Source organism: Bradyrhizobium sp. HKCCYLS1011, assembly GCF_051167795.1.
GTDB lineage: Bacteria > Pseudomonadota > Alphaproteobacteria > Rhizobiales > Xanthobacteraceae > Bradyrhizobium.
Window position 1 is genome coordinate 526823 of sequence record NZ_JBNPTT010000007.1, and the last position, 23953, is coordinate 550775.

Here is a 23953-nt window from a genome sequence, read left to right on the forward strand (position 1 = left end):
GCGGGCGGTCGGTGACGAAGACTTTGCGCACACCCTACGACGGCGTCGTGATGGCGGCTCCCGTCACGATTCCCTATGTGCGCTATTCCATCGAAAGCGCGCAATGGTGGATTGGCCGCGCTTTGAGCGCGCTCGTCGCGCAGTCCGGCATCAAGGTCTCCGACATCGACGGTCTGTGCGTCTCCAGTTTCACCATGGGCACTGACAGCGGGATCGGACTGACGCAGCATTTCGGGCTGTGCGTGCGATGGCTGGATACGATTCCGCTCGGTGGCGCCAGCGCGATCGCAGCATTGCGGAAGGCAGCGCGCGCGGTTCAGGCGCGCGACGCCGACATTGTGGCGTGTGTCGCCGGCGACACCAACCACGTCGATTCATTTCGGCTGACACTGGAGAACTTCTCGCGGTTCAACCAGGATGCGGTCTATCCCTACGGCGCTGGCGGCGCCAATTCCAGCTTCGCGCTGATTGCGCGCAATTACATGCGGACGTTTGGTGTTGCGCGTGAGGATGTCGGCCGGATCGCCGTCGCCCAGCGCGCCAATGCCTTGCGCAATCCGCATGCGCTGATGAAGTCGCCGCTGACGATGGAGCAATATCTGGCGGCACGGCCGATCTCGGATCCCATCCATCTCTTTGATTGCGTGATGCCATGCGCCGGCGCCGAGGCCTTCCTGGTGATGCGGGACGAGACCGCAGCGTCGCTCGGGCTGAAAGCCGCGCGGCTGCTTTCAACCATCGAGCGGCACAATGCCTTTGCCGACGATCCGATGCAGGTGCGCGGCGGCTGGGCGATGGACGTCGGCGAGCTTTATGCGATGGCCGGGGTGAAGACTGACGATCTCGACCTCGTGCAGACCTATGACGACTATCCCGTCATCACGATGATGCAGTTCGAGGATCTCGGCTTCTGCAAGAAGGGGGAGGGGGCCGAGTTCGTGCGCCAGCACGATCTCACCATCGACGGCGACTTTCCGCACAACACGTCGGGTGGGCAACTCTCGGTTGGGCAGGCCGGCGCCGCCGGCGCCTATCTCGGTCTGGTCGAAGGGGTGCGGCAGGTCCTGGGAATCGCGGGGCCGACCCAGGTCAGGGATGCAAGGATCGCTTTGGCATCGGGCTTCGGCATGATCAATTACGACCGCGGCCTCGCCTCCGGGGCCGCGATCTTCGCAGGGCCTTAGCGATGATCGACCCGATCAAACCACCGCCGCGCAAAAACCCGCTGTTGCGGACGCGGCTGCCTGCCTCTCCGCCGCGACCGCGCAGCAGGAGATCGTACGGGTTTACGAGCGGAGCCGCCGAAGGACGCTTCGTCCTCCAGCGTTGCGAAGCATGCGGCGCCTTTGCCTATCCAGCGCGTGAGGCCTGCCCATCCTGTCTGTCGGCCAGCCTTGCCTTCGTCGATGCCCCACGACGAGGTATCCTTCTTGCCGAAACGACGGCGCGCGTACCGAGCGATATCTATTTCCGCGAGCGGGCGCCCTGGCGCATTGGCCTCGTGAAGATGGATTGCGGTCCGGTGATCGTGGCGCACCTCCATGCCGACTGCATGGAGGGCGCGCCGGTCCGAATGTCGTTCCAACTCGACAAGAGCGGTCAGGCGGTTGCCTTTGCCCATCCCGAGGGGGAGACTCCCAACATGGCAGACGACAAGCAATGGCGGGAAATGACGGCCGACCCGAAATTCCGGCGCGTGCTGGTCACCAACGGCCGCGGCATGATCGGCCAGGAAGCCGTCGCGGCCTTGAAGGCCGCAGGCGCCAAGACGGTGTTCGTCGGTGTTGCCGAACCATGGCGGCCGTTCACCGGCGAAAAGCTGCTGCGCGGTCAGGACGGCATCGAGATCGTGACGCTTGATGCCGCGGACGAAAAATCCGTGGCCGATCTCGCCGCTGACATCGGCGGCAAGGTCGATATTCTCGTCAATACTACCGAGTATGTGCGGCCCGGCGGCCTGCTCGACCGCAAGGGCACGAGCATCGCACGGGACGAGATCGATCAGGCCTATCTCGGCTTCATCAATCTGGCGCAGGGCTTCGGCCCGGCGATGCGGATGCGTGGTGCCGACGGCATCAACAACAGCGTCGCGTGGGTCAACATTCTCTCGGTCTATGCACTGGCGAACTGGCCTGCCTTTGGCGCCTACTCGGCCTCGCAAGCGGCGTGCCTGTCGCTCTCGCACTGTCTTCGCGCCGAGCTCAGGCCCGGCGGCGTCAAGGTGATGAATCTGTTCACGGGGCCGGTCGACACCGAATGGTTTCAGACCGTGCCACCGCCGAAGGTGGCACCGCGCGTCGTCGCGCAGGCGATCGTGTCGGGGCTGAGAGGCGGGCTCGAGGAAATGTATGTCGGAGATGTTGCCGAAGAGATCCGGCAACGTCTCATGGCCAATCCGAAAGCGCTCGAGCGCGAGCTCGACAGGTGAGATCGGGATTTCAACCAAGCCGGAGGACGTAACAATGCAAAGCAAGACTCTGCTGGAATTGGCGGGTGCGATTTCCTCCGGCGCGGTGCGCGTCGTCGATCTGACCTTTACGCTCAGTCCGGATTTTCCGGTCATCGTGCTACCGCCGGAATTCGGCCAGGCGGCGCCGGTCCGCATCCAGGAAATCTCGCGCTACGACGGTCGCGGTCCAGCCTGGTACTGGAACAATGTCACCTTCGGCGAACACACCGGCACGCATTTCGACGCGCCGATTCACTGGTTCACCGGCAAGGATCTGCCCAATAACGCCGTCGATACCATGCCGCCGAAGGACATGATCGCTCCGGCCTGCGTCATCGACTGCTCTGCACAAGCGGCGCAGGACGCGGACTTTCTGCTCACGGTTCCGACGGTCGAGGCCTGGGAAGCGCAGCACGGTCGGATTCCGGAGCGCCATTGGGTCCTGTTGCGGACCGACTGGTCGAAGAAGGGCTGGCGCGACTATTCCAGCCTGAGGGATGACGGTGCCCACACGCCGGGCCCGAACGCCGCGGTGATGAAGTGGCTGGTCGAAGAGCGCGGCATTCTTGGCTTCGGCACCGAGACCATCGGCACCGATGCCGGGCAGGCCGGGCATTTCCAGCCGCCGTATCCCGCCCATCACTTCCTGCACGGGGCCGGCCGCTACGGCCTGCAATGCCTGTGCAATCTGGACCAGCTTCCGGCCACCGGAGCGGTCATCGTCGCCTCGCCGCTGAAGATCCAGAACGGCTCGGGCAGTCCGCTTCGCGTCATCGCGCTGGTTTCGCCAAGCTAAAGCGAATTCATGGCGCTCACCGATCCGAACAAAAATTCTCACGAAAGATGGGCGCCATGAATTTGATCAAGAGCCTGCTGCTTTCCACTGCATTGCTTGTTGCCGCTCCGCACATTGCGCGAGCCGAAATCCTTGTCGGCTTCGTCACCGGTCTGAGCGGACCCGTCTCCTCGATCGGCATTCCAAACGCGAAGGGGATCGCAGCAGGACAGGCTTATGTCGGCGAGATCGGTGGCGAGAAGGTGCGGGTGATCCAGCTCGACGACGCCTCCGATGCCACCGCCTCGGCGCGTAACGCGCGCAAGCTGGTCGAGCAGGAGAAGGTCGACATCCTGATGGGAACGTCGGGCGCGCCGCAGACGCTGGCAATGGCGACCGCCGCGGTCGAAATGAAGGTGCCGATGGTCGCGGTGTCTCCGATCGCCGCCGTTGCGACCGGCGAGGGCGGGCCCTGGGTGGTGCAGACGCCGCAGCCGATGCCGCTCCTGGTGCGGGGCGTCGTCGATCACATGAAGGCGCACGGACTTAAGACTGTCGCGTTCATCGGGTTCTCGGATGCATTCGGGGATCTCATGTACGACTCGCTGTCGCAGAGTGCCAAGGCGGCGGATATCAAGGTCGTCGCCAACGAGCGCTATGCCAGATCCGATTCGTCGGTGACCGCGCAGGTGCTGCGCGCGCTTGCGGCTCGTCCCGACGCCATCATGCTCGGTGGTACCGGAACGCCGGGTGCGCTGCCGGTCATTGCCTTGTCGGAGCGCGGTTACAAGGGACCGCTCTACGGCAACAATGGAATGATCAGCGCCGACTTTCTGCGCCTCGCCGGCAAGGCGGCCAATGGCATCATATGTCCGACCGGGCCGGTGATCGCGGCCGAGCAGCTTCCGGCCAGCAATCCGATTCAGAAGGTTGCCCTGGATTTCCGCGCGGCCTTCGAGAAGGCCAATGGCGAGGCGCCGACGGATGCATTCTCGTCCTATTCCTTCGACGGTTGGCTGGTGTTCGCCGACGCTGCCAAGCGCGCGATGGCGACCGGCGCCAAGCCCGGCTCTCCGGAATTCCGCACTGCGCTTCGTCAGGCGCTGTTTGCGACCAAGGAGGTCGTCGGAACGCAGGGCGTATACACCTATACGCCGGCGGATCGGCATGGCGTCGACGATCGTTCGCGCATTCTGGTCCAGATCGAGGACGGCAAATACAGGCTGTTACCCTGAGGCGGGAACACGGTTGTGACGGAGAACCAGGCGCCGGCGGTCACCAGCGAAACGGTCGGCCAGGAGATGGCGACACCGGCCTGGGCGCTCGCGATGACATCGTTTCCGCCGTCCGATCGGATCCTCCCGACAATTCTCTCGCGACAGGCCGAGCGCTATAGCGATCGCGTGCTGCTTGTTGCCGGAGAGACGCGCTGGACTTTCGCGCAAACCGCTGACATTGCGGCCGCGTCGGCCCAGGCGCTCGTCGATGCGGGGATCAAGCGGGGCGATCGGGTTGCGCTGATGTGCTCGAACCGTCCGGAGTTCCTGCAGGTCTATCTCGGCTGCGCGTGGCTCGGGGCCATCGCAGTCCCGATCAACACCGTGCTGCGCGGCTGCCAGCTCTCCCACATTTTCCGCAACTCATCTCCGGCGCTCCTGGTGGTGGAGGCCCAGTTCGTTGGCGCGATGGAAAGTGTCGAGGCGGCTGTCGAGCTGCCGCCTCGGACCTGGATCATCGGGGCTGCCGCCGCGACAATCGATCCGAGGCTTTGCGCGTCACCGTTGCCGGCTCTCACAGCCGCTGCCCCGGCAGGCGCCGTCCGCCCCGGCGACACCGTTGCGATCCTCTACACGTCGGGCACCACCGGGCCTGCAAAGGGGGTGTGCTGCCCGCAGGCTCAACTGTTCTGGTGGGGCATCTATTCGGCGCGGGCGCTCGGCATCCGCGAGGGGGATGTGCTGTTCACGACGCTGCCCCTGTTCCACACCAACGCGCTGAATGCGTTCTATCAGGCGCTCCTGAACGGATGCACCTATGTGCTGGAGCCGAAATTCTCCGCTTCCGGTTTTTGGGCCGCCGCGCGACGGCACAATGCGACTGTCGGCTATCTGCTCGGCGCCATGGCCTCGATGCTTCTGGCGCAGCCGAACAGCGCGGACGATTCGATGCATCGCCTTCGCGTGGCCCTTGGCGGCGGCGTGCCGCCACAAATCCACGCTCCATTCCTTGCGCGGTTTGGCGTGCCGCTGGTCGACGGCTACGGATCGACCGAAACCAATTTCGTGTTCGCTGGCGCGATTCCGTCCGATCGTCCGGGGACGATGGGTTATCTGGCTGATGGCTTTGAGGCCCGGATCGTCGATGAGAACGATGCAGAGCTGCCTGATGGGCAGGCCGGTGAGCTCGTTCTCCGCGCCAGAGATCCCTTTGCTTTCGCCACCGGCTATTTCGGTATGCCGGAGAAGACGGTCGAGGCCTGGCAAAATCTGTGGTTTCATTCCGGCGACCGAGTGGTTCGCGATTCAGACGGGCACTACCGCTTCATCGACCGCATGAAGGATTCGATCCGAAGGCGTGGCGAGAACGTGTCCTCGTGGGAGGTCGAGCAGAGCATCCTCTCTCATCCTGCAGTCGCGGCCTGCGCCATCTATCCGCTGCCCTCCGAGCTGGGCGAGGACGAGGTCGCCGCCGCGATCCTGCTCGAGCCCGGGCAATCATTGGAGCCCGTCGACATCATCAGGCATTGCGAAGGGCGGATCGCCTATTTCGCCATTCCGCGCTATGTGCGCATCGTCAGCCGGATGCCGCTGACCGAGAACGGCAAGATCAAAAAAGGCGTCCTGCGTGAGGCGGGCCTAACCACCGATACGTGGGATCGCGAGAAGGCCGGAGTCAAGTTGCGACGCTGACAGTCGCGTCCGCTCAGGGTTTTTGCAGCGCGTCCCGGACGGCGCCCTTGAGTTCGTCGAGCTCGCCGGTCAGTCCCTCGAGCCGGTCCGCCGGGACATCCGCCAGCAGCTCGGCGAGCCACGCTCCGTGACTCTTGGCCATGCGCCTGAAGGCTTTCCGGCCTTCGACCGTCATACAGACGATCTGCACACGACGATCGAGGTTGGACGGCGTGCGGGTGATATATCCGTCCTCGACCAGGCGGTCGACGATCGGCGTGAGGTTCCCGGCCGAGACCATCAGGCGCTTGGGCAGTTCTCCCAGCACAAGTCCGCTCGGCTCTCGGTCGAGTTGAGCAAGAACATCGAAGCGGGGCATCGTGAAATCGAACTCTTCGCGAAACCGGCGCCGCAGCTCGCCTTCGATCAGGGTCGTGCAGGCAAGGAGCCGAAGCCAAAGCCGTGTCTGAGCCCGATATTCGGCCTCCTGATCGGCCTCATTCCTGGTCGAAACAGGTGTGGACTCCTTCGCGAGTGCCAAATCAATTCTCCCGGGCCTCTTGAAAGCTGATGCTTTGGCGAACAGCTCGCAAGATATTTTGTGCCAAAAGTAAATGCAAGGCTTCGCCGGAGGCAGCCGGATGGGTCGACCGCGCGGCGCATTTGCAGGTTATTGCCAGCTCGAAAATACGCGCCCAGCCATGGACGGTAACTCGCCGAAGCGCCTTGACATCCGGCCATCGAGCGAATTATTTTATACTTAAAATAATTGATCGGTGGCTCGTGGCGCCCGAAAGCGAGGGATCATGCGCATAGTCTGTATCGGCGGCGGCCCGGCCGGGCTTTATCTGGGCCTCCTGATGAAACGCCGGCATCCTGAGCATGCGATCACAGTCGTCGAGCGCAACAAGCCTTACGACACCTTCGGCTGGGGCGTCGTGTTCTCCGACGCCATGATGTCCGCCATGCGTCTTGCCGACCCCGAGAGCGCGGCAGAGATCGAGGACGCCTTCAACCACTGGGACGACATCGAACTCGTCTTCAAGGGAACGCGCCAGCGCACGACCGGCCACGGTTTCATCGGCATCGGCCGCAAGCATCTGCTCAACATTCTGCAGAAGCGATGTGAGGCGCTCGGGGTCGAGCTGGCTTTCGAGCGCGACGTCGAGTCCGATCTCGAATTTCCGGACGCCGATCTGATCGTTGCGGCTGACGGCATCAATTCCAGGATACGTGCGCGCTATGCCGATCAGTTCCAGCCCGACCTCGTGGTGAGGCCGAACCGGTACATCTGGCTCGGGACCAAGAAGGCATTCGACGCATTTACCTTCGACTTCCGCAGAACCGAGCACGGCTGGTTCCAGGCCCACATCTACAAGTTCGACAGTGATACATCGACCTTCATCGTCGAGACTACCGAAGACACATTCAACGCGCATGGGCTAGGCGAGCTGGATCAACAAGGATCGATTGATTTCTGCGAAAAGCTCTTCGCCGAGACGCTCGATGGCGCCAGGCTCCTGACCAACGCCCGCCATCTGCGCGGCTCGGCGTGGCTCAATTTCAGCCGCCTGATCTGCGGCAAATGGAGCATATTCAACGGCCGCTCCCATGTCGTGCTGATGGGGGACGCTGCGCACACCGCGCATTTCGCGATCGGGTCGGGTACCAAGCTCGCACTCGATGACGCCATCGAGCTCGCCAACCAGTTCGATCGCCATGGTCACGATCGCGGCAGCATCGAAACCGTGCTGGAGGCCTATGAGGAGGTACGCCGCGTCGATGTTGCGCGCATCCAGAACGCCGCGCGCAACGCCATGGAATGGTTCGAGGTGGTTGGCCGCCGTTATGCCGATACGCTCGAGCCGCCGCAGTTCTTCTATTCGATGCTGACACGCTCACAGCGCATCAGTCACGAAAACCTGCGCCTGCGCGATCGCACCTGGCTGGAAGGCTTCGAGCGCTGGTTCGCCGCGCGCTCAGGGATCGCCGTCAAGGACGGCGAACGGGTGCCACCGCCGATGCTGACGCCCCACCGCATACGCGGTCTTTCGCTCGCGAACCGCATCATGGTCTCGCCGATGGCGATGTATTCGGCGCAGGACGGGCTCATCAATGACTTCCACATTGCCCATCTCGGCGCGCGCGCGATGGGCGGGGCAGGGCTGATTTTCGCCGAGATGACCTGTGTCTCGCCTGACGCGCGGATCACGCCGGGCTGCCTCGGGCTCTGGAACGACGCGCAGGCCGCGCAGTGGCGCCGTCTGGTCGACCTGATCCACAGCCTCGGACATGCCAAGGTCGGCATCCAGCTCGGTCATTCCGGGCGGAAGGGATCGACCCGGCTTGCATGGGAGGGGATTGATCAACCGCTGGAAGCCGGCAATTGGCCGCTGATCTCGGCGTCGGCGCTGCCCTATCTGCCCCACAGCCAGCTGCCGCGGGCCATGGAGCGCGGCGACATGGACCGTGTGCGCGACGATTTCGTCGCGGCGACCCGCCGCGCGGCGGCAGCGGGCGTCGAGTGGCTCGAACTCCATTGCGCCCATGGCTATCTGCTATCGAGCTTCCTGTCGCCGCTAACCAACCGGCGGACTGATGAGTACGGCGGCAGTCACGCCAACCGTGCGCGTTTTCCGCTGGAGGTGTTCAACGCGATGCGCGCGGCGTGGCCTTCCGAGCGGCCGATGTCGGTGCGCCTGTCCTGCCATGACTGGACCGAAGGCGGCAACACCCCAGCCGACGCGGCGATCTTCGCTGCGATGTTCAAGGAGGCAGGGGCAGACGTCATCGATTGTTCGTCGGGGCAGGTCTGGAAGGAGGAGCGGCCGATCTATGGGCGCCTGTTCCAGACGCCTTTCGCCGACCTGATCCGGAACGAGGTCGGCATAGAGACGATCGCGGTAGGTGCGATCTCCGAGGCCGACCACGCCAACTCGATCCTCGCTGCGGGCCGCGCCGACCTCTGCGCCATTGCGCGGCCGCATCTGGCGGACCCGGCCTGGACGCTGCACGAGGCCGCGCGCATCGGCGTCAATGCAATCAGTTGGCCAAAACAGTACCTGTCCGCCAAGGGGCAATACGAAGCCAATCTGGCGCGTGCCGCCGCTGCAGCCGCGCAGTAAGCGGAGGAGGGATCAGATGAGCTCCGTGGCAAAGGTGATCAGGCGCGAATGGCTCGACTGGCCGTTTTTCGAGCCGCGCCATCACGCGATCGGCGAGGCGCTCGACCGCTTCGTTCGGTCAGGAGCCCTCGACCAGATCGATCACAACGATATCGATGGGGCCTGCCGCAGGCTCGTGCGCGCGATGGGCGAGGCGGGGTTGCTCAGTTGTGCGGTCGCGGCACCCGATGGCGATGCCACGACGATCGATTCGCGCTCGATCTGCCTGTCGCGCGAGTCGCTGGCCTATGCCGACGGCCTTGCAGACTTTGCCTTCGCGATGCAGGGGCTCGGCTCCGGCGCGATCGCACTGGGCGGCTCGGCCGAGTTGCGCAAGGCCGTGCTACCGAAGGTTCGCGCTGGCGAATGGCTCGCGGCCTTCGCGCTGTCGGAGAAGGAGGCAGGATCGGACGTGGCGGCCATGTCCTGCACGGCGCGTGCCGACGGAAACGACTACGTCATCGACGGTGAGAAGACCTGGATATCGAACGGCGGCATTGCCGATGTCTACACGCTGTTTGCGCGAACCGGAGAGGCGCCGGGCGCCCGCGGCATCTCAGCCTTTGTCGTCTTTCCCGATGATCCCGGCTTCGAGATCGCCGACCGCATCGACGTCATCGCGCCGCATCCGCTGGCGACCTTGCGCTTTGCCAATTGCCGGATCCCAGCGGCCCGTCGTCTCGGCGTGCCTGGCGGCGGATTCAAGCTGGCGATGCAAACGCTGGATATCTTCCGCGCATCGGTTGCGGCTGCAGCTCTCGGCTTTGCCCGGCGGGCGCTGGACGAAGCGCTCTCGCACGCGCGCAGCCGGCAGATGTTCGGTGCGACTCTGGGAGATCTCCAACTGACCCAGGCTGCGCTCGGCGATATGGCAACCGACACCGATGCTGCCGCGCTCCTGACCTACCGCGCAGCCTGGCGCCGCGACGTCCAGAAGCTGCCGACGACGCGCGAAGCGGCCATGGCGAAGCTGACGGCGACCGAGACCGCGCAGCACGTCATCGACCGCGCCGTCCAGATGTTCGGCGGCCGCGGTGTGCGCAAGGGCGAGGTTGTCGAAGGCCTCTACCGCGAAATCCGGGCGTTGCGCATCTACGAGGGTGCGACCGAGGTCCAAAAACTGATTGTGGCGCGCGAGCTTTTGAAGCCGCGCTGAAAGGATCGAGAATTGAGTACGATGAGAAAGCCAGAAGCTGCCGTGACCGGCGGTCTGCAGGTGCTTCAGCCCAGCGGTTGGCCGCAGCCGAAAGGGTATGCGAACGGAGTGATGGCCGAAGGACGCCTTGTCGTGACGGGTGGAGTCGTCGGCTGGGACCTAGCCGGGCAGTTCGCCGAGGGCTTTGTTGCGCAGGTCCGCCAGACGCTCGAAAACATCGTCGCGATCCTGGCAGAGGGCGGCGCCCGACCGGATCACCTCGTGCGCCTGACCTGGTACGTCGTCGACATGGACGAATACGTCACCAATCTGAAGGCGCTCGGCAAAGTCTATCGAGACGTCATCGGCACTCACTATCCCAGCATGGCGCTGGTGCAGGTTGTGCGCCTTGTCGAGGCATCAGCTCGCGTCGAGATCGAAGCGACGGCCGTCGTCCCACGCTGACGGCCGGGCGTTGGTTGAACTTCTCGAGACGCGGCGGATCGCCAAGCTCGGCGAGCCGCCTGAGATCGTTCGGATAAGTGACTGACGTCAGATTGGCACTAGGACGCCTGGCGACGCGGCAGTCTCCAATTCGGCCGGACGAAGTGACAGGTGTAGCCATCCGGATAGCGCTCCAGGTAATCCTGGTGCTCCGGCTCGGCCACCCAGAAATCTCCGGCCGGCGCCACCTCGGTCGTCGCCGGCCCCGGCCAGAGTCCGGACGCATCGACGTCGGCGATGGTTTCGCGCGCGATCCGCTCCTGCTCGGGGCTCGTGTAAAAAATCGCCGAGCGGTAGCTCAACCCGCGATCATTGCCCTGGCGGTTGAGTGTGCTGGGGTCGTGAATCTGAAAGAAAAATTCCAACAGATCGCGGTAGCTGATGACGGCGGGATCGAAGACGATCTCGATCGCCTCGGCATGCGTGCCGTGGTTACGATAGGTCGCGTTCGGGACGTCGCCGCCCGTATAGCCGACCCGCGTCGCGATGACCCCGCGCATCTTTCGGATCAGGTCCTGCATCCCCCAGAAGCAGCCGCCCGCCAGAACAGCGCGTTCTCGTTTTCCGTCCATGTCAGATTTCCAGATTTTGAAGTTGCTTCGGCTGCCAAAAGATAAGCATTCGCTGCCCTCGGGACAACGGCGCTGCCCGCGAGCTGGTGGGGTGCGGTGCAAGCTGCACCACCAATAGGGTTCGAACGGGATCTCGATTTCAGGACGATATCCGGTGGGAGGCGTAGCGCCCGTCCCAGCTATTCGGAGCGAGTGCGGTCGCGGCCCGTTGGATTGAGGGCCATCGCGAGGTCGAAGCAGCTTTCGATCGCTGGACCGCTGCGCCGCCTCGCCCAATCCGCCTGCAGACTCCGGCCGGTTCCCGCGTGAGGTACATAGATCAGAATTTTAGTTGCGTACCTCACGAATTGAAGACAGGATACATCCAAAGATAGAAAACGATCGGGAGGACTGGATGAGACTGCTCGGGAGGCTGGAACTCGCCGCTGCCGCATGTCTGCTTTGGGCCAACGCCGCCGCAGCTGACACGATCGTCAAATGGTTGCACATCGAGCAAGATCCGTCCCAGGTGAAGGTCTGGGAGGAGGTCGCGCGTGCCTATGAGGCGTCGTATCCGGGCGTCAAGATCGAGATGCAGTACCTCGAGAACGAGGCCTATAAGGCCAAACTGCCGACCATCCTGCAATCCAAGGATCGGCCGAACATCATCTACAGCTGGGCCGGCGGCGTCCTCAAGGCGCAAATCGAGGCTGATGTCCTCGACGACATTACCGATCAGGTGAAGGGTTACAGCGACAGCCTGACGCCGGCGGCGCTCGCCGCCTTCACCAGCAATGGTCGCATCTATGGCCTGCCTACCGCGGTGTCACAGGTCGGCTTTCTCTGCAACAAGGAGCTGATGGCCAAGGCCAAGGTCGATCCCGCAGGGATCAAGAGCTGGGACGATCTGCTTGCTGCGGTGAAGACCTTGAAGGCGGTCGGCGTGACTCCGATCGTGGTCGGCGGCGCCGACAAATGGCCGTTGCACTTCTATTGGACCTATCTTGCGGTGCGCACCGGCGGCAAGCCGGCATTCGACGCTGCATTGCGGGGCGAGAATGGCGGCTTCGCCGGCGAGACCTTCCAAAAGGCCGGTGAGCTGTTCAAACAACTCGTCGATCTCCAGCCGTTCCAGAACGGTTTTCTCGGCTTCAAGAATCCGCAGGCCGTCGGCTATTTCGCCGATGGCAACGCGGCGATGACGCTCGCGATCAGCACCGTCTATAAGACGCAACGCGCGCTCGCGGCGGACAAGGTCGGATTGAGCGAAGACAAGATGTGCTGGTTCGACTTTCCGGTCGTGGCCGGCGGCAAGGGCGCGCCGTCCGACACGCTCGGCGGCATCACCGGCTGGCTGGTCACCAAGGGCTCACCGAAGGAAGCGGTCGATTTCTTGAAGTACTTCATCTCGAAGGACGTGCAGACGCGTCTGGCAGCAGGCGACTTCATCATCCCCGTGGTGCAGGGCGCAGATGTGGGCCTCAACAGCTCCTTCATGAAGCGGATCGCGGCCAATCTGGCGAAGTCGAACTATCATCAGAACTTCTATGACCAGAGCCTCGGCCCCTCGGTCGGTCGCGTCGTCAACGACGTCGCTGCGGAGATTGCCGGCGGCAGCATGAGCCCGAAAGACGCGGCTCAGGCGATCGAGGCGGCGTGGAAGCAGGGAAACTGAGGTGGCGCGGCGGATCGCGAGTTCGCCGGCGATGGGCGTTGCGGAGACATCGTTCTCGCCGCTCGTGGTTCACGGCCCGAGTTGGGATGGCCGCTTCACGGTCCTGGTCCTGTTCCTGCCGCCGGCGCTGCTGTTGTTCACGCTCTTCGTGGTGCTGCCGATCGGCGAGGCCACCTGGTACTCGGCCTTCAACTGGAATGGATTCGGCAGGCCAACCAACTGGATCGGCTTCGACAACTACCGTTTCGTGCTGCAAACGCGCGCGTTCTGGCTCGCGCTCCGCAACAACGGCATGATCATCGCGGTCTCGCTTGCGATCCAGCTCCCGCTGGCGCTGACGCTGGCCCTGATGCTTGCGGAACGTTTTCGCGGGGCTGTTGCGCTGCGCATGCTGTTCTTCCTGCCCTATATCCTGGCCGAGATCGCGACCGGGCTGATCTTCAGCTTCGTCTACGATGGCGACTATGGGCTCGTCGCCTCGATCTGGCGCACCTTCGGCGCCAATCCGCCGCATCTCTTGGCCACGACCGACACCGCGATGCTGGCGGTGCTGATCGTGATCGTCTGGAAGTACTTTGGCTTCCACATGATGCTGTTCATCGCGGCGCTCCAGAGCCTCGACAAAAGCCTGATCGAGGCCGCCCGGATCGACGGCGCGACGCGGTCGCAAACCCTGCGCCACATCATTATCCCCTTGCTTTATCCGACCATCCGCCTCTCGGTGTTCTTCGCCATCATCGGCTCACTGCAGCTGTTCGATCTCGTGATGCCCCTGACGCGCGGGGGGCCTGCGGACTCGTCGAATACGCTGGTGAGCTTTCTCTACAACAACGGTATCTCCCGCATGCGGGTCGGCTATGGCAGCGCCATCGGCGTCATTCTGTTCGTGATCTGCGTGACCTTTGCGTTCACCTACAAGCGGTGGTTCATGCGCGATGAGTAATGCCGAAACCACCCGTGCGCCGTTCGATCCCGCCATGCTGTTCAAGGCGGTGTTCCTCGCCGTCGTCGCCGTCATCGTGCTGGTGCCGCTGCTCGCGACCGTGCTCGGCGGCTTCAAATCGCTCGGCGAATTGCGCGTCAATCCGTTCGGCCTGCCTGGCCACTGGGAGTGGCAGAACTATGCTGATATCCTGTTCTCCGCGCGCTACTGGCAGCTCCTGCGCAACTCGCTGATCATCTCCGCGCTCGCAGTGACATTGACCCTGATCACAGCCTCAATGGCGGCGTTCACCTTCGCTCATATCAGGTTCTACGGCAGCTCGATGCTGCTGAGCTACCTGACGCTCGGCCTGCTGTTTCCGGCGGCGACCGCCGTGCTGCCGCTCTTTATCAGGGTGCGCGATCTCGGGCTGCTCGATACCTATTTAGGCGTCGCGCTGCCGCAGGTGGCGTTCAGCCTGGCCATGAGTGTGCTGCTGCTGCGGCGTTTCTTCAAGGACATCCCCTACGAACTGCTCGAAGCGGCGCTGGTCGACGGCTGCAGCTACATCAAGTTCTTCCGCTACGTGACGCTGCCGTTGTCGCGGCCGATTCTGGCGACCGTCGGCACCATCACCTTCGTCAACAGCTGGAACGCCTATCTGTTGCCGCTTGTGATGCTCAACACCGATGCGCTCTATCCATGGCCGCTCGGCATCATGGTTTACCAAGGCGAGTATTCGTCCGAGTGGAACCTGATCCTGGCCTTCATCACGCTGACCATCCTGCCGACGATCATTTTCTTCCTGCTGGCGCAGAAGCACATCGTCGCCGGCCTCACGTCAGGCGCACTCAAGGGTTGAACGACAGCTCACGGAGAACATAATGAGAAGAGTAGGGGTCGGAATCATCGGCTGCGGCGTTATCAGCACCGCCTATCTGAAGGCGGCCCAGCGCTTCCCGATGATTGAGGTCAAGGCGCTGGCCGACATGCGCAGCGACGCCGCGGAGCGACAGGGCGCGGCTTTCGGGTTACCCGGGATGCGGGTTGATCAATTGCTCAAACGCGATGACGTCGAGATCGTCATCAATCTCACAGTGCCGCTTGCCCATACTGATGTCAGTCTCGCGGTGCTGAATGCCGGCAAGCATGTCCATTCCGAGAAACCGCTCGGCATCAACGTTGCGGAAGCCCGCAAGGTGTTGGATCTCGCCGCCGAGAAGAACCTTCGCGTCGGCTGCGCGCCCGACACGTTCCTCGGCGGTGGGCACCAGACCGCGCGTAAGCTGATCGACGACGGCGCGATCGGCACGCCTGTGGCGGGCAGCGCCTTCTTCGGCTGCCCCGGCCATGAGCGCTGGCATCCGGCGCCGGGATTCTACTATCTGCGCGGCGGCGGGCCGATGCTTGATATGGGTCCGTACTACATCACCGATCTTGTGCAACTGCTCGGCCCGGTCGCGAGCGTGATGGGGTCGACCGCACGCCCGAAGTCGGAGCGCCTGGTCACCAGCCAGCCGAACCACGGCACGCTGATCCCGGTCGAGGTTTCGACCCATGTCGCGGGCACCCTCGAATTCGAGAGCGGGGCGGTCGTCTCGATCACGATGAGCTTTGACGTGCCGAAGCACCGGCACGCGCCGATCGAGATCTATGGCGACAAGGGCAGCCTACTGGTACCGGACCCGAACCGCTTCGGCGGCGAGGTGCAGGTCGCAAAGACCGGCGGTGAATGGGAGGTGGTGCCGCTGACGCACGGTCATGTGGATGGCGAGTTCCGCTCCATCGGCGTCGCCGACATGGCCACCGCAATCCTGAACGACCGGCCGCATCGTGCGAGCGGCGCGCTCGCGTTCCATGTGCTGGAGGTGATGGAGGCGTTCCAGACCTCCGCTGATGAAGGGCGGCGCGTCAAGATCGAAAGTCGCGTTGAGCGGCCGGCGATGCTGCCTGCGGGGCGCGAAACCGGACAGATCGACTGAGGACAGAAACATGCGCAAGGCAATGATTGTCTGGGGCGGCTGGCCGGGACATGATCCCGATCTTTGTGCGTCGATGATCCGAGGGTGGTTGAAGGCGGAAGGCTTCGAGGTGCGGATCGAGACCACGACGGCGGCGTTCGCCGATCCCGCTATACACGATCTGTCGCTGATCATTCCGATCTACACGATGTCGAGGATCGAAAAGGCGGAAGCGCTCAACCTCTGCGCGGCGGTGCGTAGCGGCGTCGGACTCGCCGGCCATCATGGCGGCATGTGCGATGCGTTCCGCGAGTCCGTCGACTATCAATTCCTGTGCGGCGGGCAGTGGGTCGCGCATCCCGGCAACATCATCGACTACAGGGTCGATGTAACGAAGCCGGATGATCCCATCATGAACGGCCTCAAGAGTTTCGAACATCGGTCCGAGCAATATTATATGCATGTCGATCCCGCCAACGAGGTGCTGGCGACGACGACCTTCACTGGTGAGCACGCCCCCTGGATCGACGGCGTGGTGATGCCGGTGCTCTGGAAGAAGCGATACGGCGCGGGCAGGGTGTTTTATTCCTCGCTCGGCCACCGCGCCTACGAACTCGATGTGCCGGAGATCCGAACTTTGATGACTCGCGGCATGCTGTGGGCGGCACGCGAATGACGGCCGGCGCGATCCAGCCGGCGATTCGCGCCACACTCGAGGACGTCGCGCGCGCGGCGGGCGTTTCGCTTGCCACTGTCGATCGCGTCGTCAACCGGCGCGAGGGCGTGCGGGCCAAGACCGTCGCACGGGTGGAGGCCGCCGTCGCCAAGCTCGGCTACCGCGCCGACGTTGCCGCCGCGCGGCTCGCACGCGGCCAGAGTTTTCGCTTCGCCTTCGTGCTGCCGACCGGCAGCAACAGTTTCATGATCAACCTGACCGAACAGGTGCAGCGCACCGCGGGCTGGCTTGCAGGCCAGCGGGGCTTCATCGACATCCTCAATGTCGACGTGTTCGATCCGGATGTGCTGGCCGGCGCGCTCGAAAACCTGTCGCCGGCCTATCACGGCGTAGCCGTCATCGCGCTCGACCATCCGAGGGTGCGCGCCGCTATCGACGAGCTCACCGCGCGCGGGGTCGCCGTGGTGACCCTTGTGTCGGACGTGCCGAGCTCGCGCCGCCTGCACTATGTCGGTATCGACAACCCGGCCGCGGGGCGGACTGCGGCAACGCTGATGGGACGTTTCCTCGCCGGCCGCGAGGGGACCGTCGCCGTGATCGCGGGATCGTTGTCGCTGCGCGATCACACCGAGCGGCAGTTCGGCTTTCGCCAAATCCTGTCCAGCGAGTATCCGAACCTGCGCGCGCTACCGATCCTCGAGGGCCGCGACGACAGCGAGCGCACGCGGAAGCTTGCTGCTGCGCTACTCACCCGCCATGCCGATCTCCGCGGCATCTACTGCTGCGGCGCCGGAAATCGCGGTATCGCCGACGCGCTCGAGGCCTCCGGCCGCGCGCGCGAGGTGGTCTGGATCACTCATGAGCTGACCCAGTACACGCGGCGTTTCCTGGTCCGCGGCACGCTCGATGCCATCATCAACCAGGATCCCGGCCACGAGGCGCGGTCCGCGGCGCGCGTCCTGCTCGCGCATTGTTCGGGTGAGCCGATCAGCCCCGACCAGGAACGCATCCGCATCGACATTTTTCTGCGGGACAACCTGCCGTAACTTCGGGTCCGTGGGGGCGTCGGGTCGTGAGGGCCTCGATGCATGGCGATCGGCGACATGGGAGTGCATCAGGAGCCATCGGAAGTCGACCGGCCCTCGATCCAGGTGTCGAGCACCCGCAGGTCGTCGTCGAGATGCACGAGGCTCGCCAGATGTCCGGGCGCGATGCGACCGAGCTCCGTGTCGCGCCGCAGGAACGTCGCTGGAACGCGCGACGCCATCGCGAGCGCATCGCCGAGCGCCAGCCGCGCGACCTTGAGGGCGTAGCGTACAGCTTCGTCCATGGTCAGAACTGATCCCGCGAGCGTTCCATCGTCGAGCCGCAGACAGCCGTCCACGCTGCTCACGCGGCGGCCCTGCAGATCGAACTGGTCGGGCCCGCCGGCCGCCGGCGGCATCGCATCGGTAATCAGCATGAAGCGGTCGTGCCGCTTGGCGGCGAAGGCGATACGCAGGTTCGCGTCGTGCACATGGTGACCGTCCGCGATGATCCCAACGAAAGCATCGGTGAGATCGAGCGCGGCGCCGACCATGCCTGGTTCACGTCCGGCCGGCGCACTCATCGCATTGTACAGATGGGTGAACGCGCGCGCCCCGGCCTTCACGGCGGCGCACGCCTGATCATAGCTTGCGTCGGAGTGGCCGAGTGAGACCAGCACGCCGTGCCGCACCAGTTCGGCGATGCGCTCCACGCCGACCCGGTTGGGCGCGAGCGTCAGCATCACCGTTCCGCAATTCGCCGCGGCGATCGTCGCGACGTCGCTGGGCGCGAGGTCGCGGATGTATCTAAGCTCATGCGCGCCCTTGCGGCGCGGATCCAGGAACGGTCCCTCCAGATGGATGCCGAGGGTGGCCGGGGTCAGACGGCGCGCCTCGCGCGTGGCAGCGATCGCCGCGGCCATCACCTCCGGCGCGTCGGTCACGAGCGTCGGCAGCAGGCCGACGGTGCCGTGCTTGCGGTGCGCGGCGGCGATGCGGGCAATACCTTCAGGCGTCGGCTCGTCGTTGAACAGGACGCCGCCGCCGCCATTGACCTGCACATCGATATAACCGGGCGCAAGCAGACCGCCGCCGAGATCGCGCACGGCGCCGTGAGGTTTCTCGGAGTAGGGGACGATCGCGACGATGCGCCCGGCCTCGACGACAACCGCGTGGTCATCGCGAAAGCGTTCGCCATCGAAAATGCGCGCGCCGGACAGAACGATCATCAAATGGTCTCCGTCACCTTGCGAAGGTTGCGCGGACGGTCCGGGTCGCGCCCGAGCCGGAGCGCAAGCGCCTCGGTAAGGCGGTAGAAGCGGTGGATCATGACGACGGGCTCCAGCAGCGTCGCCTCGACTTTCGCCGTGGCGAGACGATGCGCGTCGTCCGTGCCGCCCGCTTCGATCGCGATCACGGTCGCGCCCGCATCGGCCAGCATCGCGAGCGTCGGCAGCATGCCTTGCCGCGCCGCGTCGGACGGCAGAAAGGCGATGACCGGAAATCCGGAGTCCACGACTTCGGCCGGGCCATGCAGCACCTCGGCCGCGGAGTAGGCTTCGGCATGGATCGCACAGGTTTCCTTGAGCTTCAACGCCGCCTCCGCGGCGATCGCAAGCGTCGCGCCGCGGCCGAGCACGAAGGCACTGCGGGCGTTCGCGAGTTGCTCCAGCATCTCCGTGGGCGGTGCAGCCGTCTGTCCGCGCAAGACGTCCGGCAGGCCGGAGAGCGCGTCTGCGAGTTGCTGATCCTCGCGCCAGGCCGCGACGAGGCTGGCGCCTGCCACGAGACCTGCGACCATCGACTTGGTCGCAGCGACCGAATGTTCTGCGCCTGCGCACAACGGCAGCAGAACTTCGGCCTCCTCGGCGAGTGGCGAGGCGACGTCATTGACCAATGCAACGGCCAGCGCGCCGCCGCGTCGCGCCGCGCGCTGCATGTCGACGATATCAGGGCTGCGCCCGGATTGCGAGATCGCCACGGAAACGCAGCCCCCAAGCCGCATCGGCGTCCGATAGAGCGTCGCGATGGACGGGCCGATGGAGGCGCAAGGAATACCGGACGCGATCTCGACGAGGTATTTCAGATAGAGCGCGCAGCAATCCGACGAGCCGCGGGCAATGGTCGCGACGAGCGGCGGATCCAGGGCGCGCATCCACGCCCCAAGCTCAGCGAGCCGCTCCACATTGTGACCAAGCTGACGCGCGACCGCGTCGCCCGCCTCGCCGATTTCGTGAAGCATGATGCTGGTCATCGGCGCGCCTTTCGGATCGGCGGTGACAATGTGAGCTCGGAGACGAAGTCATAGGCGTCGGCGCGGTACCAGGACTTGGTGAACTCGACGCAGGAGCCGTCTGCGAGATAGGCGATGCGCTGGATATAGAGCGCCGGACTGTTGTGCGCGACCCCGAGCAGGTCCGCATCGGCATCGCAAACGAGCGTCGCGCGCAGGCGCTGCAGGCCGCGGATCGGCTTGAACCCGCGCGAGGCTAGCGCCTCGTAGAGCGATGCGCCAACGGAGTCCGGTTCCGGCAGATAGCGCATGGGGATGGCGGCGCGCTCGATCGCCATCGGTGAGCCGTCGGCCAGCCGCAAACGACCGAGCCGGAATACGCGTTCGTTCGGCCTTGCGCCGAGCATCATGGCTTCTTCCGGCGTCGGCAGGAACACACCGCGCTCGAGCTCGCGCGAGCTCGCTTCCAATCCGCGCAGCCGCATGTCTTCGGTGAAACTCGTCAGGCGCGAGGAGGGCTGTTCGACGCGCGGGGTCGCGCGATGAATGAAGGTGCCGGCGCCGTGGCGGTGATACAAGACGCCCTCGGCGATCAGATCGGCGATCGCCTTGCGCAAGGTCGTGCGCGATACGTCGAGCAGCTCGCACAATTCGCGCTCGGCCGGAAGTAATTGCGTCTCTGCGAAACGGCCGGTCTCGATCTGTCGCCGAAGCGCGTCGACCACCGCGCGATAGAGTTTCTGGCCCGGCGCGGCCTCGACCATCATGGACATGAGGCGTCGTCCGCGAGTTGTCCGCCGGCGAGCAGGATCGCACCGTCGACCGCATCGCGCCGTGGCTGGGAGAGGCGTTGCGCGACATCTGGCGGCAGAAAGGGACGCAAGGGCTCGCCGAAGCCGCCAGCGAGCGCGATGCGTTCGGCACCGAGTGCACCCAAGGCATTCGCGAGCGCCGCAATCGCGCCGGCGGCTTCGCCGACAATTTCACGCGCGCGTCCATCGCCAGACCTGGCGACCTCCAGAATCTGGGGTGCGAAGGCGCCATAGTCGCGGGGCCTTGCATCCGATGCCCACCGGCTCATTCGCAGCGGATCGCTATCGAAATGACGCGCCAGCGCCGTTGCTAATCCGCTCGCCGGTTCGAGGCCGTCGAGCGCGCGCAATGTCGCGCGTAGCGCCGCTTCGCCGAGGCGTGCAGCGGACCCGTCGTCGCCGAGCCAGAAGCCGCGGCCGCCGATGATGGTCGTCTTGGCTCCAACGCGAGCGATGCCGGCCGAGCCCGTGCCCGCGATGATCAGGCCGCCATCGCCAAGGCCGTTGGCGCCGACGCAGGCCGCGACCGCATCATTGACGGCGACGACGCGCGCAAAGCCGGGCAGGGCGGCAGCAACGCGCTCCGCTTCCTTCTCGTCCGAAAGCCCGGCGAGGCTGAGGCCGACCGCGATCTCCTGAGTGGCAGTGCCGCCGGCGATCGCAGCCTCAATCGTTTCGCGGACGACCCGCATGGCCTCGTCGAAATCGAGATAGATGTTCGACGCCGGCCCGAGCCCGCACCCCAGCTCGCGGCCGGACGAATCCCGCAGCCTCGCGCGGCAGCGCGTTGCGCCACCGTCCACACCGAGGAAGAACTGCGTCGTCGCCAAGGAGCCTCCTAAAAAATACCATAACACCTCTAGACAAGAGGTATGTCACGCGCCTAAAACAAATACAAGAGGTATCTACCATTGGTATTCACGATGCCGATACTGCCGAGCTTCGAGACGGACGCGGAGGAGTGGCGTGACACCGGCGCTGCCGCGATGACTGACGAGGCGGCGTTCACCGAGGCGATGCTTGCATCCTACTGTCGTGCGATGGCGTCGGTCTCGGCTGTCTCCAGCGACATCCGTGCCGCCGCACGTCGCCTCACGTCGATCTGGCGTGAAGGTGGGCGTCTCGTCTACACGGGCGCGGGCTCCTCCGGCCTTGCCGCGGCCGAAGACGCAGCCGAGCTTCCCGGTACTTTCGGCCTCGATGCGAGTCGTATCGCGATCGTCTTGCCCGGTGGCACCGCCGAGCCGTTCCGCATCGATGGCTCCGCGGAGGACGATGCCGCCGCAGGTGAGCAGGCCATCGCGGAGCTTGGTGACCTCACCCGCGACGCCGTGATTGCCGTATCGGCGAGCGGCTCGACCCCATTCACCGTCGCCGCCGTCGCAGAGGCGCGCCGCCACGGCGCGTTTGTGATCGGCATCGCACATCATCAGGGCTCGCCCTTGCTCGTCGGTGCCGACGCGCCGATCCTGCTCGAGAGCGGCGAGGAGGCGTTGCGCGGCTCGACACGGCTCGCCGCCGGAGCGGCGCAAAAGGCCGCGCTTGGCATGCTCTCGTCATTGATGGGATTCGGGCTCGGCCACATCCATCAGGGGCTGATGGTCAATCTGAAGGCTGATAATGCGAAATTGCGCGGACGGGCGCGGGGGATCGTCGCGACGATTGCTGGTGTCAGCGATGCCGAGGCGGAAGGCGCGCTTCGCAAGGCGGGCGGCGAGGTCAAGCCGGCGGTCCTGATTGCCTGCGGTGTCAGCAGCGTTGGCGCAGCCGTCACATGCCTCGCCGCCGCAGGAGGCCGTATCGATGACGCCTTGCGCCGCGCGGCAGTCAGCGGAGCAGTCATGGGCGAGAAACCGAATGAACAAGGGAGCGTAGCATGAGACGGACATTCAAGGCTGCAATGGGAGCTGGAGTCGCCGCGATGGCGTTGTTCGCGGGGTTCGCAGCCGCCCAAGCAGGCACGCTGAAGATCGAGAGCTGGCGCAATGACGACGCCGACATCTGGAATTCGAAGATCATTCCTGCCTTCAACAAACACTATCCCGACATCAAGATCGAATTCGCGCCCTCCGCGCCGAAGGAATACAACGCCGCTCTCAACGCTCGCCTCGACGGCGGAACGGCCGGCGATCTCATCACGTGTCGCCCGTTCGACGCCTCGCTCGCGCTCTATCAGAAGCACCAGCTCGACAGCATCGACGACCTCAAGGGCATGGACAATTTCTCCGATGTTGCCAAGGCGGCGTGGCAAACCGACGACAGCAAGACCACATTCTGCGTGCCGATGGCATCCGTCATCACCGGCTTCATCTATAATAAGGACGCCTTCGCCAAGCTTGGTCTCGCCGAGCCGAAGACCCTCGACGAATTCCATGCGGTGCTGGAGAAGCTGAAAAAGGACGGAACCTACATCCCGCTTGTCATGGGTACGGCGGACCAGTGGGAGGCCGCGACCATGGGATTCCAGAACATCGGTCCCGACTATTGGAAGGGCGAGACCGGTCGCACCAATCTGATCGCGGGCAAGGAGAAATTCACCGACCCGCAATATGTCGCCGCGTTCAAGGAGATCGCAGGCTGGGCGCCGTATCTCGGGTCCGGTTTCCAGGCGCAGACCTATGCCGACAGTCAGAACCTGTTCTCGCTCGGCAAGGGCGCGATCTATGCCGCCGGCTCCTGGGACATCTCGACGTTCCGAGGCCAGGCGCAATTCGCCATGGGGGCGTTCCCGCCGCCGCAGCCGGCCGGCACGACGGATTGCTATATTTCCGATCACACCGACATCGCGATGGGCGTCAATGCGGCATCCAAGAACAAGGAAGATGCCAGAAAGTTTCTGGAGTGGCTGACAACCCCGGAATTCGCCACGATCTACGCCAACGCGCTGCCCGGCTTCTTCCCGCTCGCCAAGACACCGGTGAAGATTGATGACGACGTCGCCGCAACGATGGTCGGATGGCGGCAGACCTGCAAGTCGACGATCCGCAATTCGTATCAGATCCTGTCGCGCGGTACGCCTAATCTGGAAAACGAGCTCTGGAACGTGTCCGCGCAGGTCGTCAACGGCAAGCTGACGCCCGAGGCCGCGGCCAAGCAACTGCAGGACGGCCTCGACAAGTGGTACAAGCCCGCAAGGTGACGCCGGTCCCTCTCTCCGTAACGGCGGGGCGAGGGAGCCGTGCT

General features: G+C 64.5%; 22 protein-coding genes. 16 read left to right on the top strand and 6 right to left on the bottom strand.

All coding sequences use genetic code 11. The annotated features are described in order from the left end of the window. Window positions 1-11 precede the first annotated feature (11 nt). Genes ACQR1W_RS25565 through ACQR1W_RS25585 form a run of 5 tightly spaced genes read left to right on the top strand, consistent with a single transcriptional unit; the run spans window position 12 to window position 6133 of the window. The gene (locus ACQR1W_RS25565) at window positions 12-1184 is read left to right on the top strand and encodes a thiolase family protein (protein ID WP_434853388.1); all 1173 of its coding nucleotides are present in this window, start codon (window positions 12-14) and stop codon (window positions 1182-1184) included. A gap of 2 nt (window positions 1185-1186) precedes the next feature. Further along, window positions 1187-2428: an SDR family NAD(P)-dependent oxidoreductase gene (locus tag ACQR1W_RS25570; protein WP_434853389.1), complete on the top strand. Its 1242-nt coding sequence runs from the start codon at window positions 1187-1189 to the stop codon at window positions 2426-2428. 34 nt (window positions 2429-2462) lie between these two features. Continuing rightward, entirely contained in the window at window positions 2463-3245 is a 783-nt protein-coding gene (locus tag ACQR1W_RS25575; RefSeq protein ID WP_434853390.1) for a cyclase family protein, read from the top strand. Between the two features lie 56 nt (window positions 3246-3301). Then, window positions 3302-4459, top strand: a complete 1158-nt coding sequence (locus tag ACQR1W_RS25580; RefSeq protein ID WP_434853391.1) for an ABC transporter substrate-binding protein — start codon at window positions 3302-3304, stop codon at window positions 4457-4459. A 15-nt stretch (window positions 4460-4474) separates the two neighbouring features. Continuing rightward, on the top strand, window positions 4475-6133 hold the full coding sequence (locus ACQR1W_RS25585; RefSeq protein ID WP_434853392.1) for an ATP-dependent acyl-CoA ligase: 1659 nt from the start codon (window positions 4475-4477) through the stop codon (window positions 6131-6133). Window positions 6134-6146: 13 nt separating this feature from the next. On the opposite strand, the gene ACQR1W_RS25590 is transcribed toward ACQR1W_RS25585, so the two are convergent. Then, on the bottom strand, window positions 6147-6653 hold the full coding sequence (locus tag ACQR1W_RS25590; protein WP_008968028.1) for a MarR family winged helix-turn-helix transcriptional regulator: 507 nt from the start codon (window positions 6651-6653) through the stop codon (window positions 6147-6149). A gap of 265 nt (window positions 6654-6918) precedes the next feature. Here ACQR1W_RS25590 and ACQR1W_RS25595 point away from each other — a divergent pair, with 265 nt between their 5' ends. From ACQR1W_RS25595 to ACQR1W_RS25605, 3 genes are read left to right on the top strand one after another with little or no spacing between them, the layout of a single operon-like run. Then, window positions 6919-9237 carry a bifunctional salicylyl-CoA 5-hydroxylase/oxidoreductase gene (locus tag ACQR1W_RS25595; RefSeq protein ID WP_434853393.1) on the top strand — a complete coding sequence of 773 codons (2319 nt, stop codon included), beginning with the start codon at window positions 6919-6921 and terminating at the stop codon, window positions 9235-9237. Window positions 9238-9253: 16 nt separating this feature from the next. Next, on the top strand, window positions 9254-10432 hold the full coding sequence (locus ACQR1W_RS25600) for an acyl-CoA dehydrogenase family protein (protein ID WP_434853394.1): 1179 nt from the start codon (window positions 9254-9256) through the stop codon (window positions 10430-10432). Between the two features lie 21 nt (window positions 10433-10453). Next, a complete protein-coding gene (locus tag ACQR1W_RS25605) occupies window positions 10454-10876 on the top strand; it encodes a RidA family protein (protein ID WP_434853395.1) in 423 nt (140 codons plus the stop codon). 98 nt (window positions 10877-10974) lie between these two features. Here ACQR1W_RS25605 and msrA read toward each other — a convergent pair whose 3' ends face one another. Further along, window positions 10975-11487, bottom strand: coding sequence for a peptide-methionine (S)-S-oxide reductase MsrA (gene msrA / locus ACQR1W_RS25610; protein ID WP_434853464.1), 513 nt, complete (start codon window positions 11485-11487; stop codon window positions 10975-10977). A 394-nt stretch (window positions 11488-11881) separates the two neighbouring features. On the opposite strand from msrA, the gene ACQR1W_RS25615 reads away from it, so the two are divergent. From ACQR1W_RS25615 to ACQR1W_RS25640, 6 genes are read left to right on the top strand one after another with little or no spacing between them, the layout of a single operon-like run. Next, a complete protein-coding gene (locus ACQR1W_RS25615) occupies window positions 11882-13141 on the top strand; it encodes an extracellular solute-binding protein (protein WP_434853396.1) in 1260 nt (419 codons plus the stop codon). A gap of 1 nt (window position 13142) precedes the next feature. Then, complete coding sequence (locus ACQR1W_RS25620) at window positions 13143-14084, top strand: carbohydrate ABC transporter permease (protein ID WP_434853397.1); 942 nt, start codon at window positions 13143-13145, stop codon at window positions 14082-14084. Next, window positions 14077-14925, top strand: coding sequence for a carbohydrate ABC transporter permease (locus tag ACQR1W_RS25625; protein ID WP_434853398.1), 849 nt, complete (start codon window positions 14077-14079; stop codon window positions 14923-14925). The genes ACQR1W_RS25620 and ACQR1W_RS25625 overlap by 8 nt, the downstream gene beginning before the upstream one ends. Before the next feature lie 22 nt (window positions 14926-14947). Next, window positions 14948-16045 (top strand): Gfo/Idh/MocA family protein, encoded by a 1098-nt coding sequence (locus ACQR1W_RS25630; protein ID WP_434853399.1) that lies wholly within the window; start codon window positions 14948-14950, stop codon window positions 16043-16045. Window positions 16046-16055: 10 nt separating this feature from the next. Next, on the top strand, window positions 16056-16700 hold the full coding sequence (locus tag ACQR1W_RS25635; protein ID WP_434853400.1) for a ThuA domain-containing protein: 645 nt from the start codon (window positions 16056-16058) through the stop codon (window positions 16698-16700). Then, window positions 16697-17746 carry a LacI family DNA-binding transcriptional regulator gene (locus ACQR1W_RS25640; protein ID WP_434853401.1) on the top strand — a complete coding sequence of 350 codons (1050 nt, stop codon included), beginning with the start codon at window positions 16697-16699 and terminating at the stop codon, window positions 17744-17746. The genes ACQR1W_RS25635 and ACQR1W_RS25640 overlap by 4 nt, the downstream gene beginning before the upstream one ends. A 68-nt stretch (window positions 17747-17814) precedes the next feature. On the opposite strand, the gene nagA is transcribed toward ACQR1W_RS25640, so the two are convergent. Genes nagA through ACQR1W_RS25660 form a run of 4 tightly spaced genes read right to left on the bottom strand, consistent with a single transcriptional unit; the run spans window position 17815 to window position 21600 of the window. Beyond that, the gene (nagA, locus tag ACQR1W_RS25645; protein ID WP_434853402.1) at window positions 17815-18954 is read right to left on the bottom strand and encodes an N-acetylglucosamine-6-phosphate deacetylase; all 1140 of its coding nucleotides are present in this window, start codon (window positions 18952-18954) and stop codon (window positions 17815-17817) included. Further along, on the bottom strand, window positions 18954-19979 hold the full coding sequence (locus tag ACQR1W_RS25650; protein ID WP_434853403.1) for an SIS domain-containing protein: 1026 nt from the start codon (window positions 19977-19979) through the stop codon (window positions 18954-18956). The genes nagA and ACQR1W_RS25650 overlap by 1 nt, the downstream gene beginning before the upstream one ends. Next, window positions 19976-20731 carry a GntR family transcriptional regulator gene (locus ACQR1W_RS25655; RefSeq protein WP_434853404.1) on the bottom strand — a complete coding sequence of 252 codons (756 nt, stop codon included), beginning with the start codon at window positions 20729-20731 and terminating at the stop codon, window positions 19976-19978. Before ACQR1W_RS25655 ends, ACQR1W_RS25650 begins: the two co-directional genes overlap by 4 nt. Then, a complete protein-coding gene (locus ACQR1W_RS25660; protein WP_434853405.1) occupies window positions 20722-21600 on the bottom strand; it encodes a BadF/BadG/BcrA/BcrD ATPase family protein in 879 nt (292 codons plus the stop codon). Before ACQR1W_RS25660 ends, ACQR1W_RS25655 begins: the two co-directional genes overlap by 10 nt. A 93-nt stretch (window positions 21601-21693) precedes the next feature. Here ACQR1W_RS25660 and ACQR1W_RS25665 point away from each other — a divergent pair, with 93 nt between their 5' ends. Together ACQR1W_RS25665 and ACQR1W_RS25670 are read left to right on the top strand one after the other, a co-directional pair. Then, complete coding sequence (locus tag ACQR1W_RS25665; protein ID WP_434853406.1) at window positions 21694-22650, top strand: N-acetylmuramic acid 6-phosphate etherase; 957 nt, start codon at window positions 21694-21696, stop codon at window positions 22648-22650. After that, a complete protein-coding gene (locus ACQR1W_RS25670; protein WP_434853407.1) occupies window positions 22647-23909 on the top strand; it encodes an extracellular solute-binding protein in 1263 nt (420 codons plus the stop codon). The genes ACQR1W_RS25665 and ACQR1W_RS25670 overlap by 4 nt, the downstream gene beginning before the upstream one ends. Window positions 23910-23953: the final 44 nt, after the last annotated feature.